Below are 14,933 nucleotides of genomic sequence, written 5' to 3' on the forward strand. Positions count from 1 at the left end.
TCTGGCTCACCGGCCGCCGCTTGCCGGCTGCGTATAATCGCCGGCTTATGAAGCCTGCTTCGCTCCGCGACCACATCGTCCGCACCGCCGCGGAATATCCGGATCGGCCCGCCCTGATCGCGGGCGACCGGCAATGGTCGTTCGCCGACCTCGCCATCGAACGTGCGCCAGCCGATGGCGCGCCCCTCGCCCGCAGCGGCGGCAGCCTGGAACTGGCGCTCGACGCCTACCGTTGCAGCGCCGGCCGGCGCGCCTTCTTCCCTCTGCCGCCGGAACGCCCGGCGCCTTCGCTGGCTGCCTGCCCGGCCGACACCGCCCTGCTCGTTTCGACCAGCGGCAGCGAAGGCCGGCCGCGCGCCGTGCTGCTCGGCAACGCCCAGCTCGATGCCGCCGCTGCCGCCGCCAACGCCTGCCTCGGCTTGCGGGCCGGCGACCTGTGGCTGAACAGCCTGCCGCTTTACCATATCGGCGGCCAGAGCATCCTGTGGCGTTGTGCGCGGGTCGGCGCCACCGTCCTCCTGCACGAAGGATTTGACGTCCAGGCCATCGCCGCCGACCTCCACGCCCGGCCCGTCACCCACATTTCGCTGGTACCGGCCATGCTTGCCCGCCTGCTCGACCATGGCATCGTTCCGCCCGCCACGTTGCGTGCCGTCCTGATCGGCGGCGCGGCCCTGTCGGCGCCGCTTCATCGACGGGCAACGGGCGCCGGCTGGCCGCTTTACGTCAGCTACGGCATGAGCGAAACAGCCGCCTTAGTCGCTGCCTTCGGGCCGAACGACGGCCCCTGGCGGGAAGGCCTGGTCGGCCGGCCGATGCCCGGACACGCGGTACGCATTGCAGCCGACGGGCGCATCCGGATTCGCGGACCGCAAATCATGGCCGGCTATCTCGAACCCGGCGTTAGCGGTCCCGATGCCGATGGCTGGCTGACCACCGGCGACCTTGGCGAAATCGACGATAGCGGATGCCTGACTGTGCTCGGTCGGGCCGACGACATGCTGATCAGCGGCGGCCGCAACATCCATCCGCAGGAAATCGAATCCTGCCTGGCCGGCTGCCCGGGCATCGTCGACGTCGCCGTGACCGGGCAACCCGATCCGGTCTGGGGCGATCTCGTCGTCGCCCTTGTCGTCGGCAACGTTGCCGCCGAAGCACTGATCGCCCATGCGCGGCGCCACCTCCCTTCGGCAGCCGTGCCGCGCCGTGTGCGCCAGCTCGACCGGCTGCCGCGCAATGCCGCCGGCAAGCTGGAACGTAGCGCGCTGCGCCGCCTGGCCCAGGAGGCGGCAGCGTGATCCATACCCTGCTCCGCACCATCGCCTCGCACGACACCGCCCGCCGGATGCACGAACTGGCCGCCGGCGCACCAGCTTCCGCGGCCGTCAGCCTGCGCCTTGACCTGCCGGCGATGACCAACGACTGGCTGGATAACGTTCCGGCCGGCCAAAACTGGTGGTATCGCGCCCGGCCGGGGCGCGGTGAATATCGCCTCGGCATCGGCCATGCCCTGTACGTGACGAGCGCCGGCAGCAACCGCTTTTCTGCGCTCGACGCGGCCTTTGCCGGGCTGGCCCGGGAATGGCGGCGCAACGGACCGGCCTTGGCCTTTGCCGGTTTCGCCTTTGCCGACGACAACCACGCACCGCTTCCCAACGCCTTGCTGGCCATTCCGGCCATCCTGCTCGAATCCGTCGGCGGCCGCTGCGCACTGACCCTGAGTGCGCCGGCCGGCCGCATCCGCGAGGCACTGGCCGAATGGCCGCAGTGGCTGACCCATCCCGCTGCGACGGGGACGACGGCTTTCGCCCCCGCCGGCCCCGAGCAACTCGTCGAACAAGCCTGGAAGGCCCGGGTCACCGCCGCCCTGCGCAATATCGCCGCCGGCCGCATCGACAAGGTCGTGCTCAGCCGCTGCCGGCACATCGAAGGCGACACGCTCTTTTCCCCCTCGGCCATCCTGGGCACCCTGACGGCCCAGCAACCTGACAGCGTCATCTACGCGCACGGCAACGGCAACCAGACCTTCCTTGGCGCGACGCCGGAACGCCTGGTCCTCAAGTGCGGGCAGCAGATTCATGTCGATGCGCTGGCCGGGACCGCCTGGCCCGGATCGCCGGCGCTGGCCGACGACAAGAATCGTCACGAACAGTCGCTGGTCGTCCGCGCCGTGGTCGAGGCACTGGCCCCCCTGTGTGACGGAGAACCGCAGATCGGCCTTCCCGCCGAACACCCGGCCGGTCGCCTGTGGCACTGGCGCAGCCCTGTCCAGGCCCGTTCCCGGACATCCAGCAGCCTGTTCGAGTTTGTCCGAGCCCTGCACCCGACCCCCGCCGTCGGCGGCTTTCCCGGCGAAGCCGCCCTGCAATGGCTCAACGCCCATAAGGAACAGCGCCACGGCTGGTACAGCGGCGGTTTCGGCATACTGACCCCGGAAGGAGACGGCGAATTTTCCGTCGCCTTGCGCTCGGCGCTCATCGACGGCCGACACGCCACCCTGCAGGCTGGCGCCGGCATCGTCGCCGGTTCGAATCCCGAGCAGGAACTGGCCGAAACCGAGGCCAAGCTGGGCACCCTGCTGGCCGCACTGGAGGGCGCCCAACCGGCCTGCGCACCAGGCAGCCGCAGCGCCTGACCATCGGGTCACTCCCGGGCCTGCGCGAACGCCTCGATCATCCTGCGGTTATAGCGTGACCAGATACCGTTCCTGCCCGCGAGTAGTTCTTTTTGCCTATTGCGCAGGCAGAGCAGGAAAAGTCTTTACCATGCGCCACCGCATGGCACTTATCCACAGCAAAACCACAGGCTTATCCACACTTATTGTGTATAACTCCCCCAGTGTCGAATAAGGCAAAAAGCAGCTTTATTGGGAGAATTTGGTTTTTGACGAAATCCGCGATCAGTTGCTTTGTTTTGGCTACGCCCTGCACCATATTCGCCCTTTGAAGCGACAATGAATTTGATGAGCGCGCTCGACCGGAACAAGATCCAGATTACGGTGGACGTTCTGTCATCGTCGCCCGGCTGCTTTCCTGCCTCTCGCCACGCTCCTTGCCGCCCTCAAGCTTGAGCGCTCCTGGCTGAGCGGCAGGCAGGCCACCGTTTGCCTGTGCGGCCCTTGCCGGCTCACCGAGGCGGACCGACAAGCAGCTATTTCAGTCGATGGCGGCAAGTGCCAGCGCGCTGACCAGCACGCCGATGGAAAGTAGGCCGGTCCACAGTACGATGCCCACGCTAGCGCCCCAGCCCAGCGTGCAAGGTAACAGGGCGAGCGCCAGCAACAACCCGCCGCTACAGCGCAGGAGCAGGAGCCGGCCGCCCCCTGCTCCCCGCCCGAAAACCTGACGATGATGGCGCTCCATGCCGAGCGCCAGGGCAGCCATGCCGGCAACAACACAAAGCAGGGCCGGCAATAGATAGGGATTCATCGCACCACCTCCATGCGGAACAGCCGCCAGCCGGCGAACAGTAACAAGCCGCCGCACAATGCGGCGCCGAGATCGACCGCGCCGCGCAGCGCATCGCCGCCCCCGGCCGTCGCCAGATCGAGCCCCGGTAAAGCCAGTGCCAGGCCGCCGGCAAGCAGCAACTGGGTGCGCCAGGCGCGGCGGCCACGCCACAGCGCATGCGCCAGAGCCAGTCCCCAAGCCAGGAAAAAAGCGCCAACTTCCCACTCCTTGCGCGACGGCAAGATGGCCGGCAACAGACGATTGCTCATCAGGTAAGCCAAGCAGGCAAGCAGGATGCCGCCCACCGAAGCGCAAGCACAGCCTTCCAGGAAGCGCTGCAAAAGGTCTTCGCCGTGACGCTGCCTACGCTTGTTCAGAAAGATCACGCTGCCAGCTGCCATCATCGCGGCACCGAGCAGACCGCAGACAAAATACAGTCCGCGCATGATCGGCCCGCCGAAATGCACGACGTGCAGGCCGACCTGGGCGCGATAGGCGTAGGTCATCGGATTCCAGTCGGTTTGCTGGGCCAGCAGGCGGCCGTCGACGGCATCGAGAGTAACATGGTCGGCCACCGCGGCCAGGCGGTCGTCCACACTGCGGTGCGCTTGCACCGTGGCGTTACGGTCGCCGGACTGGCGTACGGTCAGCGAGCCGACCTTGCCCACGCCGAGCACCGCCTCGGCGCCGGCCAGTTGCTCGGCCAGCGGCCGCATGGACGCCGGCTGACCGCTCGCCGGCCGCAGGAAGGCGCGCACCGCATCGGCCCGCGGCCCGCCGGCCTTGCCGTCGTACAACACCTGCGTGGCGGCCGGCATGAAAGCTTCGGCGAGGACCACGACGCCGCTGTAGGTGATGACCAGCAGGAAGGGCAGCAGCGCCACGCCGAGCAGGTTGTGGATGTCCAGCCAGGCGCGCCGCCGATTGGCACGCGGCCGGAAGGTGAAGAAGTCGCGCAGGATGCGGTGGTGGATGAAGATGCCCGAGACGATGCTGGCGAGCATGACGATGCCCACCGCCCCGATGAGCCAGCGGCCGTTGCGGCCGAGCAACAGCTCGGCGTGGAAATCGGTGAAGAAGCGCCCGCCGTGGGTGGCGCGCGGCGACAGCGACTGGCCGTCGGCGGCGAGCAGCGCTTCGTTCAGTTGGCGCGGGTTGTTCCCCCAGCCGATGCCGATCGCCGGTTCGCGCGCGCTCGGCAGGCGTACCCGCCACAGTGCAGCCCCCTCGCCCACCGTGCGCAGACGCGCTTCGGCCAGGCCGGCGGCGATCTCCGGCAGCAACGGCCGGGCGTCGACTTCCGGCTGCATCCAGTGGCCGATTTCCGGTTCGAACACGGCCAGGCTGCCGGCCACGAAGATGGGCACAAGCAGCCACGAGAAGAGCAGGCCGCCCCATGCGTGCAGGCCCAGCCATGCCTTGCCCAGCGCATTCATTCCAGGCTCCCGAGGCCGGCCAGTAGACCGGCCAGGCCGAAGCTCCAGGCTGCCACCCGCCCCGCCGAGCCGGCCGCGAAAGCGGCTAGCAGGACAAGCACGAAAGGCAGCGGGGCCAATTGGCCGGTCAAGTACCAGACGGTGACCTTCTCATAGGGCAGCCAGGCGCACAGAAAGACGAACAAACCCCAGCACAGGGCATAGCCGCCGCTGGCGGCGACCAGGATGCGTAGCGCCAGATCGTGGCCGTCGCGGCGGCTGGGAGAAGGAGGAAAAGCGTTCACGGAATCATTCGAAAAAAATATCCCCCGGCCGAAAACCGGGGGGATGCGGGGTTGCACGGAGGAGATTCGACCGTCAGAACTGCCAGCGCAGGTCGAGACGCACATTGCGGCCCGGATCGGCGTAGCCGAGGACCATGCCCTGGCCGGCGCTGTAGCCGTAGGTCGACTGGTTGTAGTAGAACTTGTCGAACAGGTTGTACACGCCGAAGGTCACGCGCAGCTTGTCCTTGCCCATCGGCAGCCAGTTGATACTCAGATCGTGTACCGTGTAGCCGGGCTTCCTGACATCGGCTGTGGCGCCGGACGGACGATAGGTGACGCTCTGCATGCTGCGTATGTTCCAGCCGAAATCGACGTTCCAGGCCGCCAGGTTGTAGCCGGCGCTGGCCTGCCAGCTGCGGCCCAGCGTGGTGCCCAGGCTGAAGTCGCCGTCGCCGAGGGCGGCGCCGTTCAGCATCGGCTTGGCATCGGAGACGGACAGGCCGGCGCGGACGACACCGTTGTTCCAGCCGCCGCCCAGCTCGTAGCCATGCGACTTGACGGTGCCGACGTTCTCGCGGCTAGCAGAGGCCGGCGGGCCGCTGCGGTAGACCAGATTGATGTAGTCGTCGATGGTCATGCGGAAAAGCGAGCCTTTGAACGACCACGGCCCGGCGCCATAGTTGAAGCCGAGCTCAATGTTGTTGGCGGTTTCTTCCTTCAGGTTCGCGGCATTGCGGTAGATCAGCGGCCCCGGGCCGTTGTCGAGCATGAAGGCTTCCTTGAGGCCGGCACCGCGCACGGTATGCGATGCGCCGAGACGGAAGCTCAGCGCGTCGGTGGCCTGCAGCGTCAGGTTGGCGTTTGGCGAGAAGCCGCTGCTGACGAAGCGCTGGCCATGGTTGTCTTCGTACGAGAACCAGTCGTAACGGCCACCCAGGCCGAGCAGCAGCATCGAGCCGAGCGGAATACTGCCCTCGGCGAACAGCCCGCTGACGTCGCTCTGCTCCCGGCTCGTTCCGCCGGCGCCGCCGCGCTTGGTCGGGTTGATCGCCTCGGCCTCGCGGTGATGGTAGTTCAGGCCGTAACGGACCAGCGAGGTGCCGATCTTCGACTTGAGCAGCAGATTGACGCCACTCGTTTCCAGCCGCTCGCCGAAGCTATAGCCGACCGCCTTGCCGAACACCGGCCCGGTGCCGCGATTGGTGCGGGTGTTCTCGACATCGTCGGAGAACACCGTCAAATCGACGGCCGGAATGCCGCCGCCGCCGACGAAGCGGTAGCCGGCGGTCAACGTCTGCTGGGCGAGCTTTTGCGGCATCGGCGTGTTGCTGCCGGGGATGCCGGTCATGTGCGGCCGGGGATAGCGCGTGCCCTCGTCCTGCAGGCCCTGGTAGCTGAAGGCCAGGGCATGACCCGGAGCCAAGCGCCAGCGCAGCTTGGCCAACTGGCTGTCCTGCGTCGATGCCGTCTTTTCCTGGGTGATCCCGCGCCCATCCTTGTAGTCGCCGTTGTCGCTATGCTTGGCGTAGAGCAGGAAATCGAACGCCTCGGCGACCTCGCCATAAACGGCGCCACCGGCATTCCAGCCGTCGTTCGAGGCAACACCGCCGAGCAGCGAGCCACCGATCTTCTGGTCGGGGCGCAGCATGTCGCGCGCCTCCTTGGTCGTCATCCGCACCGAACCGGCCAGACCGCCCGGGCCGACGCTGGCTACCGTGCCGCCCTTGTCGATCTCGATCTGCTTGAGGATATGCGGATCGATCAAGATGCGCCCCTGGTGGTGGAAGGCGTTGCCGCCTTGAGGCACGCCGTCGAGCGTGACGGTGAGCAACGTGTCCTCGATTTCACGCACATAGATCTTCTGCGCCATCGCGCTGCCCCCACCACCGACGGCGACGCCCGTCTCGTTGTGCAGGGTTTCGCGCGCATCGCGGGCGGCGCCGCGGGCCAGCGTGTCGGCCGAGACGACCGCCGTCGTGTCGCCATAGGCCTGCTCGCTGACCAGCACCGGCGCCAGGGCGCGCTCGCCGACATCGGCCCAGGCGCCGGCCGAGGTGTAGGCCAGACCGAGGGCGATGACCAAGGGTTTCAGATTTACCATTTTGTCTTTCAAATACATGCTATTACCCCAAAACTTCACAGGCACCGATGGCCAATTGCAATCGAGAATTGTTTTCATTAACCAAAAACGGCGCTAGTATCGCAAGAAGCCCTTTGCTTTTTGTTTGCCAAACGAAGAAAGATGTCTGCACCGAGTCGACACACACGCCGCACCGAGGCCATTCGCCTCGCTGCCCACCCCGAACGCCGCCGCATCCAGCCGATCGACAACCAGGCGCTTAGCCGGCGCTTCGGCAGCGGGCACCGCATCCTGGGGCCCGACGCCGATCCGGGTAGCCCGCTGCTGGCCGGCCACTTCACCGTCGCCCAGGTGCGCGACGGGCTGTACATGCACTGCACCGACATCGACCACCTGCGCGAACTGCGCACACGCTCCGCGCTGCTTGAAACCGGCATCAAGGTCTTGCTCCGCCTGGAGGGCAACGCTGGCGTCAAACTCGGCGGCCGGCCGCTCCCGCTCGATGCCGGACAAGGCCCAGCCAGCCGCCCGCGCGGCGCCGTCGTCGCACTGGCCGAGCCGGTCGAGTTCGAGCGCCATTGCACGGCCGGAGTTCGCGAACGGATGGTGGTGATAACCCTGACCGAGGCATGGTTCGCCTCGGCCGGCCAGCCCTTCCCGGCCGGCTTGCCGCACTTGGCGATCCGGCGCTGGCTGCCGTCGCCGCGCAGCCTCGCCGTCGCCGAGCAACTAATCCGGCCGCCCGAGTTCGATGGCCCAATGCATGCGCTGCTACAGGAAAGCCGCGCCCTGGAACTGATCGCCGAAGCGCTGACCCAGGCCGGCGAGGACGGCGAGGCACCCGCCCAGCCCCTGCCGCCAGCCGCCTACCGGCGCCTCGAAAGCCTGCGCAAGCTGCTCGATAGCGGCCAGGCCGACGAACTGGACATGAGTGCCATAGCCCAGCATATCGGCTGCAACCCGAACACGCTGCAGCAGCAGTTCCGACAGACCTACGGCCAGACCATCTTCGAATACCTGCGCGAACAGCGCCTGCTGCGCGCCGCCCGCGCCCTGCAGCAGGAAGGCATCAGCGTCGGCCGCGCCGCCGAGATCGCCGGCTACAACAGCCAGGGCAATTTCTCGACGGCATTCAGTCGCCACTTCGGGCTGTCGCCCAAGCATTTCCGGCTGAAAATCTGAGCGGCCTCGAGCCACCTCAAAGGTCAGAAATGACCATAAGATCTTCCTTGATCTTCCCCCGCAAAACCGTAGCGGTGAAAGTAGCGATTTCTGGCAAATTTAACGCCCATCGGGGCAGGAGATTTGACATGAAGAAATCGAAATACACCGAAGAGCAGATCGCGTTTGCATTGCGTCAGGCAGAGTCTGGCACCGCTGTTGGGGAGGTCTATCGCAAGATGGGCATATCCGAAGCGACGTTCTACAACTGGAAGAAGAAATACGGTGGTCTGGGCGTCACCGAGTTACGCCGGCTGAAACAGCTTGAAGAGGAGAATGCACGGCTCAAGCGCATGGTGGCCGACCTGAGCCTAGATAAGCAGATGTTGCAGGAGGTCATCCAAAAAAAACTGTGAAGCCAGCCCGCAAGCGCGAGCTGGCAAATTTCCTGATCGACGCCTACCGCGTAAGCATTCGACGGGCGACAGCAGTGATCCAGTTGCGACAGGCGACGTATTTCTACCGAGCGAAACCTCGGGATGACCGGGCCGAGCGCCAGCGTATTCGTGAGATTGCGGCCACGCGGATTCGTTATGGCGCCGAACGCATCCACGTACTGCTGCGGCGTGAAGGCTGGCTGATCAATCACAAGAAGACTTACCGGATTTACTGTGAGGAAGGGCTTAACCTGCGTAGCAAGCGGCCGCGTCGTCGGGTTGCTGCCGCACACAGGCAGGAACGCCCTGTGGTCTCTACATTGAATGCTTGCTGGAGCATGGATTTCGTTGCCGATCAGCTATTCAACGGCTAGCGAATTCGGGCGTTAACTGTGGTCGATAATTTTATCAAATTATTTCTTTATAAAACAAAGCCATACAAAACAATGAAAAATCTGCCACGTTATGCCTTCTAGCGTGCGAAGAACGACGCAATATGGATTAATCAGGTTGGGAACGACATGCTCGTTATCAGGGAATAGTGTCATTTATTGGTTTATTTCAGCCACGGATATGGCTTACTCGACAGCCTCCATCGCACCCGCTGAAGCGGTTTTGCGAAACGAAGCAACAGAAATCCTTCCATTGCCCCATTTCAATGTGCAACTCCGTCAAGCACTGGTACTGACTGCGTTCCCGGCTTTGCTACCACCGGCGAATTGATTGCTCAGGGCTTGTAGAAAATTGGGTAGCGTTGCATTGCTATTGGTATTGCCGAGGGCGGACATCAGGTTCTTGAAACTTTGCTCAAGATCGCTGGATGGCGCTGTCGAATTTGACGACGAGTTGCTCGTATTGGAAGACGACAGTTGTTGCATGAGGCTTTGCAGATCGGCTTGCAAATGATGGTGCCTGTGGTGACCTTGGGCAGCACTCGTGCTGCCGTCATTGTCTCCGTCGGCATCGGTTCCCGAAGTATTTTGCGACGCGCTTGCCTGGGTGTCCTGTGCGTGCAAGGCACCCATCAAGCTCTGGACAAAGGCGCTGACCGCCTGGGCCGGATCTTGGGATGAGCTGTCATTTTCCGTTGACGACGAATTCGCCGAGTCCGAACTGCTGCCCACGCCGATCTGGCTGAGCGCATTCCCGATAGCCGCCATGAGGCCGCCTCCTCGACGCGAAGATGCCTGCATATCGTCACCGTCGCCGTCATTGCCCCGTGGCGGGCGTCCTGCATTCAGGCTACTTATCTGCGATAGCCAGTTACTGCCTTGAACACTACTGATCGACATGGTTTGCTCCTTCCATTTTTCGACGCGCTACGTCAGCAAGGCGTTGCTGCCGGAAATAGCCAGGCAACGGACGCCACGGGAATTCTCAAGCGATACGCTTTGGTGAATTATCGGCGCGAAAATTCAAAAACAAACAAAATTTGCAAACTGTTACAACGCTTGCGATTTGCTGACGTTTTTCTCCAGGCTTCTGCCCAAATTCGATAAACACTCCCATCCAGGCCGATCAGCGCCCTATCTTCGTCGTGGTAACGAGATGCACGACACCTGTAATGCCGGTTCTGTCATCGAATTGACAACAAACAGCTGGATGCTGGTAGTCCGTTTATCCACCGACAAGACCCACCATGACCCGGATACCCGTCCCACGCCTGCTGCTCCCCCTTCTTGCCGTCGCCTCCTTGCTTGGCGCCTGCGTTCCTGCGCTCCTCGTCACCGGTGCCGCCGGTACGGCCATCAGCTACCACGACCGACGCTCCACCGGCATCCAGGCCGACGACGAAACCTCTGAATGGCGGGGCCGGAACCGTGTTCCGTCCGCCTATAGCGACAGCGCGAACGTCAATTTCACCGCCTTCAACAGGAACCTGCTGGTCACGGGCGAAGTTCCGAACGCGCAGGCGCGCGCCGACATCGGCGACATGGCCGAGCGCATCGAGGGCATTCGCAGGGTGCACAACGAACTGCAAATCGCCGCAGTTTCGACCCTGGGTTCGCGCAGCAACGACGTGTTCATTTCGTCGAAATACAAGGCACGCCTGCTCGACAACGATCGGGTCGCCAGCAACCACATCAAGCCGGTGACCGAGAACGGCGTACTGTTTCTGATGGGCATCGTGAACGAAGGCGAGGCCGTGGCTGCGGTCAACCTCGCGCGCACCACCGCCGGTGTGCGCAAGGTGGTCAATCTGCTGGAAGTGCTACCCGATGCCGACATCCGGCGTATCGACGAAGCCCGCTTCGGCACACGCTGAGGCGCTCCTGAAGCCCTCTAAAGCCTGCCCATGCCGAACATCCCGGGCAGCCAGGTGGCCAGGAAAGGCAGGGCCGAGATGGTCAGGGCGCCGAGCAGCAGGGCCAGCACGGCGGGCAGCACCGAAACGGCAACGTAACGGATCGACTTGCCGAACATCGCCGAGGCGAAATAGAGGTTCATCCCGGCCGGCGGACAAAGAAAGCCCATCTCGAGGTTGGCCAGGAAAATCACCCCGAAATGCACCGGATCGATGCCGTAGCTGATCGCCACCGGCAGCAGCAAGGGCACCAGGACAACGATGGCGGCGTAGATTTCCATCAGGGCGCCCGCCAGCAACAGGAACAGGTTGAGGGCGATCAGGAAGGCGAACTTGTTGGGCAGCACCGACTGCACCCAGTCGATGGCGGCATCGGGGATTCCGGCATCGACCAGGTAATTGGTCAGCCCGAGCGCCATGCCGAGGATGACCATGATGCCGCCGATGACCTCCGCACAGTCGGCCAAAGCCTGACGGATGTGCGACCAGTCGAGTTCGCGGTGGGCCAGCGCCTGCGTCAGCAGGGCATAGGCGGCGGTCAGCGCGGCGCTTTCGGTCGGTGTCGCGATGCCGCTGACCAGCGAACCGATGGCCACGACGGGTGCCAGCAGCTCCCACTTCGCCGCCCACAAGGCCGGGCGGACGGCACGCGTCTCATGAACCGGAAGCGCGGCGCCAACGTTGTGCCGACCGCGCCGCAGATAGCCGCCGGCGAGCAGCAGGAAAACGACCATCACCGCCGCCGGCAGCACCCCGGCGAGGAACATGGTGTTGATCGGCACCCGGGCGATGATGGCGAACATGATCAGCGGCACCGACGGCGCCAGCAATACGCCGAGCGCGCTGGCACTGGTCACCAGGCCGATGCCGCGCTGTTCCGGAAAACCGGCACGGGTCAACAGCGGCAGCAACAGGCCGCCCAGCGCGAGGATGGTCACCCCGCTGCCGCCGGTGAAGGCGGTGAAGAAGGAACAGAGCACCGCCGCCGCGAGGGCCGTGCCGCCGATGCCGTTGCCGAACAGGGCGGTGAACAAGACACCGAGGCGGGCCGCCGCACCGGTTCGGGCAAACAGCAGGCCGGCCAGGGTAAACAACGGCAAGGCGGGCAGCGAGGGATTGACAGTGATCTGGTAATGGCTGAGCGGCACCGAAGCCAGGGGCTGCCCTTCGCTCCAGAACAGGGCCAGCGCCAGACCGCCGAGAACGGCGAAGATCGGCGCCCCGCACAGCAATACGATGCCGAGCCAGAGAGCAAAGGGCCAGAACGGCAGGCTGCTGCCGTCGAAATGGCCGGCAAACAGAAAGCCTGAGGCCGGCAGCAACAAGGCGAGAACCGCACGCGCCGCCAGGTTCTCCGTCAGCCGCCACGCCAGCTTGCCGGCGAGCAGGCCAAAACCCACGGGCATGGCCAGCTCGAGCACCCAGCCGGGAATGCCGTAGGCGATATCGCGCGGCGTCGCCATTTCGCTGGCGACGAAAGTCCAGCTGGCCTGCGTCAGCATGCCGCACAGCACGGCCGAACTGGCGCCGGCGACATAGCGGGCGGCCTGGCGCACCAGCGGATGGCGGGCAGCGGCGAACCCGGCGCCGAGCGAACTCAGGTGCTGGCCGCGTTCGGCAACCAGCGCGCCGAACATCGCCAGGATCAGCCCGAGATGCTGCACCAGCACCGGCGCATTCTCGATCCCCTTGCCGAACAACGAACGCAAACCGATCTCCAGCAGCGGGATCAGCAACATCAGGGCCAGCGCCCCCCCGGCGATCAGCGCATCGAACTGGCCCAGCCAGCGGTAGGCACCCATCGCCTACCTTTTGCCGGCGCGGTAGGCCTTCAGATAGCCGACCACCTCGTCGAAGGTATCGGCCGGCACCATCCTGCCGCGAATCTTCGGATAGAGCTTGTCGGCCAGATCATTCCATTCCTTCATCTGCTCGGCATTCGGCTTGTTCACCGTCAGGCCGCGTTTCTTCATGGCATCGACGGCGTCGTCGACCTCCTGGCGCGCCTTGGCCCTCAGTTGCACGCCAGCCTTGGCTCCGGCCTCGCGCACGGCAGCCTGCCCTTCGGGGGTCAGCTCGTCCCAAGCCTTCTTGGTAATGATCAGGGCGCCGACGATCGGTGCCCAGTTCAGATCGAGCATGTTGCTGGCCGTGGTGTAGACCTGCGTGGCCAGTGCAAAATAAGGCGTCGAGGGAACGGCATTGATCATCCCGGTCTGGATGGACGGCAGGATGTCTGCGGTCTCCAGCGGCACCGGGGTGTAGCCCAGGCTCTTCATGATCTCCTGCTGATCGACTTCGCTGCCCCAGGCAAAGAATTTCATCTTGCGAAAATCGTCCGGTCGCACCGCCGGCTCTTTCGAGAAAAACCGCACCCAGCCGGCATCGCCCCAGGCCAGCACGACGAAGCCCTTGTCGAGGAACTTCTTTTCCATGGCCGGCCGCATCTTCTCGCGGACGTAATCGACCTCTTCCCAGCTGCGGAACATCAGCGGCATGTTCTGCAACGCGGCAATCGACGGTTCGATCTCGCGCAGGCCGACCACCGACAGCAACCCGCCCTGCAACTGGCCGATCCGCATGCGGCGCACCATGTCGGTTTCGCCCCCCTGGCTGCCGTCCGGATAGACGAGGTACTTGGCATTGCCGCCCTGGGCGGTACGCCACGCCTCGCCCAATTCCATCAACTGGCGGTGGTAAAGCGAATTCTTGGTCGCCAGCGTGCCGATCCGCAATTGCTTGTCGGCCGCCGGTACATTGAATGCCAATACACAGCCCAACAGCAGGCCGGCCAGTTTGCCCAGGGTGCTCATGTTTTCTCTCCGCGTTGCTTGTCGTGTAGTCGTGACTCAGAACAGGTCGTCGGCCTGGTCGAGAAGCCAGGCCGCCCGCTGCCGCATCACCTCGTTCTGCGTGCGCAGCGGGCTATCCGCTTCATCCTTGATCGTCAGCGCCTGGCGCAGCAGGCTTTCGAAAAGCGCCCGGTCGCCTGCCGGCTGGGCATACCCCTCGGCCTTGGCAACCAAGACCGCGGCGCTGCGACCGCCCGATTGGGCAATGGCGCGGTCGAAATACACCTGCGCCTGCTTCGGGCTGCCGCCCGGCCGGGCGGCCTCGAAAGTAGCGAGCAGCCCGGTCAGCGCCCCCTGCCCCCAGTCCGGATCGGCGACCCAGGCGAGGTGGGCAAGACGGATGGCCAGAGGCAGGTCGGCGACCACATCCGGATCGTCCTTGGACAGGGAAATCCAGCCGCCCCACGAAGCGGCCGCCCAGTAGGCCAGGCCGACCCGGTCGCGACCGACGATTGGCCGGCTGCTGTCGCCCCCCTCGGCCAGCGCGGCAGAGAATCCGGGTGCCCCCCTGTCGAGGGCCGCCATGGCGTGCCGGTGGCCCCGCTCATAGAGCCTCGCCGCCCGGCCCCGTAGCCGCTCGGCGGCCTTGGCATCCCGGGCCTCGATCCGTTCCGCGTCGAAAGCGACGAAGGCGTAGGCGTACTGGGTAAAGCCGGCGGCTACCGACTCGGCCAGCGCGCGGTGCCCGGGATTCTGGCGCAAAACCGACTCGGACAATTTCAGGTGAAACGGCGCCGCATCGCGCAGCAAGTCCAGATCGCTTTCGTTGCCTTGCCCTGACGCGGACAATTCGTCGGCCAGGCTATCGACGATCAGCTGACGCGGGGTGCAGGCCGCCAGCTGTAACGCAGCGACGAGCGCCAAAAGCACCGGGCCGGCTTTGGGTAGGTATGAGGGCAATTTCGTTCCGCAGCAAGCGTTCAATGAGCCGGCACACTAGCGGCCCG

At 64.9% G+C, this 14,933-nt stretch carries 12 protein-coding genes and 1 pseudogene; 5 read left to right on the plus strand and 8 right to left on the minus strand.

The window, feature by feature from the left end:
• Window positions 1–47 precede the first annotated feature (47 nt).
• Window positions 48–1,298, plus strand: a complete 1,251-nt coding sequence (locus F1002_RS16310; protein ID WP_150430099.1) for a class I adenylate-forming enzyme family protein — start codon at window positions 48–50, stop codon at window positions 1,296–1,298.
• On the plus strand, window positions 1,295–2,635 hold the full coding sequence (locus tag F1002_RS16315) for an isochorismate synthase MenF (protein WP_150430100.1): 1,341 nt from the start codon (window positions 1,295–1,297) through the stop codon (window positions 2,633–2,635). Before F1002_RS16310 ends, F1002_RS16315 begins: the two co-directional genes overlap by 4 nt.
• 520 nt (window positions 2,636–3,155) lie before the next feature.
• On the opposite strand, the gene F1002_RS16320 is transcribed toward F1002_RS16315, so the two are convergent.
• From F1002_RS16320 to F1002_RS16335, 4 genes are all read right to left on the minus strand, one after another.
• Entirely contained in the window at window positions 3,156–3,428 is a 273-nt protein-coding gene (locus F1002_RS16320; RefSeq protein ID WP_150430101.1) for a DUF3325 domain-containing protein, read from the minus strand.
• Window positions 3,425–4,885 carry a PepSY domain-containing protein gene (locus F1002_RS16325; protein ID WP_150430102.1) on the minus strand — a complete coding sequence of 487 codons (1,461 nt, stop codon included), beginning with the start codon at window positions 4,883–4,885 and terminating at the stop codon, window positions 3,425–3,427. Before F1002_RS16325 ends, F1002_RS16320 begins: the two co-directional genes overlap by 4 nt.
• Window positions 4,882–5,169 (minus strand): hypothetical protein, encoded by a 288-nt coding sequence (locus F1002_RS16330; RefSeq protein WP_150430103.1) that lies wholly within the window; start codon window positions 5,167–5,169, stop codon window positions 4,882–4,884. Before F1002_RS16330 ends, F1002_RS16325 begins: the two co-directional genes overlap by 4 nt.
• Window positions 5,170–5,242: 73 nt before the next feature.
• Window positions 5,243–7,252, minus strand: coding sequence for a TonB-dependent receptor domain-containing protein (locus tag F1002_RS16335; protein ID WP_191090439.1), 2,010 nt, complete (start codon window positions 7,250–7,252; stop codon window positions 5,243–5,245).
• A gap of 141 nt (window positions 7,253–7,393) precedes the next feature.
• Here F1002_RS16335 and F1002_RS16340 point away from each other — a divergent pair, with 141 nt between their 5' ends.
• Both F1002_RS16340 and F1002_RS16345 read left to right on the plus strand, forming a co-directional pair.
• Entirely contained in the window at window positions 7,394–8,413 is a 1,020-nt protein-coding gene (locus F1002_RS16340; protein WP_150430105.1) for a helix-turn-helix domain-containing protein, read from the plus strand.
• 128 nt (window positions 8,414–8,541) lie between these two features.
• A pseudogene (locus tag F1002_RS16345) lies at window positions 8,542–9,200 on the plus strand (transposase); the annotation flags it as partial.
• 300 nt (window positions 9,201–9,500) lie between these two features.
• Here the strand turns inward: F1002_RS16345 and F1002_RS16350 are convergent.
• On the minus strand, window positions 9,501–10,121 hold the full coding sequence (locus F1002_RS16350; RefSeq protein WP_150430106.1) for a hypothetical protein: 621 nt from the start codon (window positions 10,119–10,121) through the stop codon (window positions 9,501–9,503).
• Window positions 10,122–10,468: 347 nt separating this feature from the next.
• Here F1002_RS16350 and F1002_RS16355 point away from each other — a divergent pair, with 347 nt between their 5' ends.
• Window positions 10,469–11,095: a BON domain-containing protein gene (locus F1002_RS16355; protein WP_150430107.1), complete on the plus strand. Its 627-nt coding sequence runs from the start codon at window positions 10,469–10,471 to the stop codon at window positions 11,093–11,095.
• A gap of 17 nt (window positions 11,096–11,112) precedes the next feature.
• Here F1002_RS16355 and F1002_RS16360 read toward each other — a convergent pair whose 3' ends face one another.
• From F1002_RS16360 to F1002_RS16370, 3 genes are read right to left on the minus strand one after another with little or no spacing between them, the layout of a single operon-like run.
• Complete coding sequence (locus tag F1002_RS16360) at window positions 11,113–12,936, minus strand: TRAP transporter large permease subunit (protein WP_150430108.1); 1,824 nt, start codon at window positions 12,934–12,936, stop codon at window positions 11,113–11,115.
• A 3-nt stretch (window positions 12,937–12,939) separates the two neighbouring features.
• A complete protein-coding gene (dctP, locus tag F1002_RS16365) occupies window positions 12,940–13,947 on the minus strand; it encodes a TRAP transporter substrate-binding protein DctP (RefSeq protein ID WP_150430109.1) in 1,008 nt (335 codons plus the stop codon).
• A gap of 36 nt (window positions 13,948–13,983) precedes the next feature.
• Window positions 13,984–14,886: a TRAP transporter TatT component family protein gene (locus F1002_RS16370; RefSeq protein WP_150430110.1), complete on the minus strand. Its 903-nt coding sequence runs from the start codon at window positions 14,884–14,886 to the stop codon at window positions 13,984–13,986.
• Window positions 14,887–14,933: the final 47 nt, after the last annotated feature.

The organism is Dechloromonas sp. CZR5 (assembly GCF_008711155.1).
GTDB lineage: Bacteria > Pseudomonadota > Gammaproteobacteria > Burkholderiales > Rhodocyclaceae > Azonexus.

What these genes read in the sequence shown, in the direction of transcription:
- dctP (WP_150430109.1), bottom strand. Translation starts at nt 13,947, where the DNA reads ATGAGCACCCTGGGCAAACTGGCCGGCCTGCTGTTGGGCTGTGTATTG.
- F1002_RS16335 (WP_191090439.1), bottom strand. Translation starts at nt 7,252, where the DNA reads ATGGTAAATCTGAAACCCTTGGTCATCGCCCTCGGTCTGGCCTACACC.
- F1002_RS16350 (WP_150430106.1), bottom strand. Translation starts at nt 10,121, where the DNA reads ATGTCGATCAGTAGTGTTCAAGGCAGTAACTGGCTATCGCAGATAAGT.
- F1002_RS16355 (WP_150430107.1), top strand. Translation starts at nt 10,469, where the DNA reads ATGACCCGGATACCCGTCCCACGCCTGCTGCTCCCCCTTCTTGCCGTC.
- F1002_RS16340 (WP_150430105.1), top strand. Translation starts at nt 7,394, where the DNA reads ATGTCTGCACCGAGTCGACACACACGCCGCACCGAGGCCATTCGCCTC.
- F1002_RS16310 (WP_150430099.1), top strand. Translation starts at nt 48, where the DNA reads ATGAAGCCTGCTTCGCTCCGCGACCACATCGTCCGCACCGCCGCGGAA.
- F1002_RS16325 (WP_150430102.1), bottom strand. Translation starts at nt 4,885, where the DNA reads ATGAATGCGCTGGGCAAGGCATGGCTGGGCCTGCACGCATGGGGCGGC.
- F1002_RS16360 (WP_150430108.1), bottom strand. Translation starts at nt 12,936, where the DNA reads ATGGGTGCCTACCGCTGGCTGGGCCAGTTCGATGCGCTGATCGCCGGG.
- F1002_RS16320 (WP_150430101.1), bottom strand. Translation starts at nt 3,428, where the DNA reads ATGAATCCCTATCTATTGCCGGCCCTGCTTTGTGTTGTTGCCGGCATG.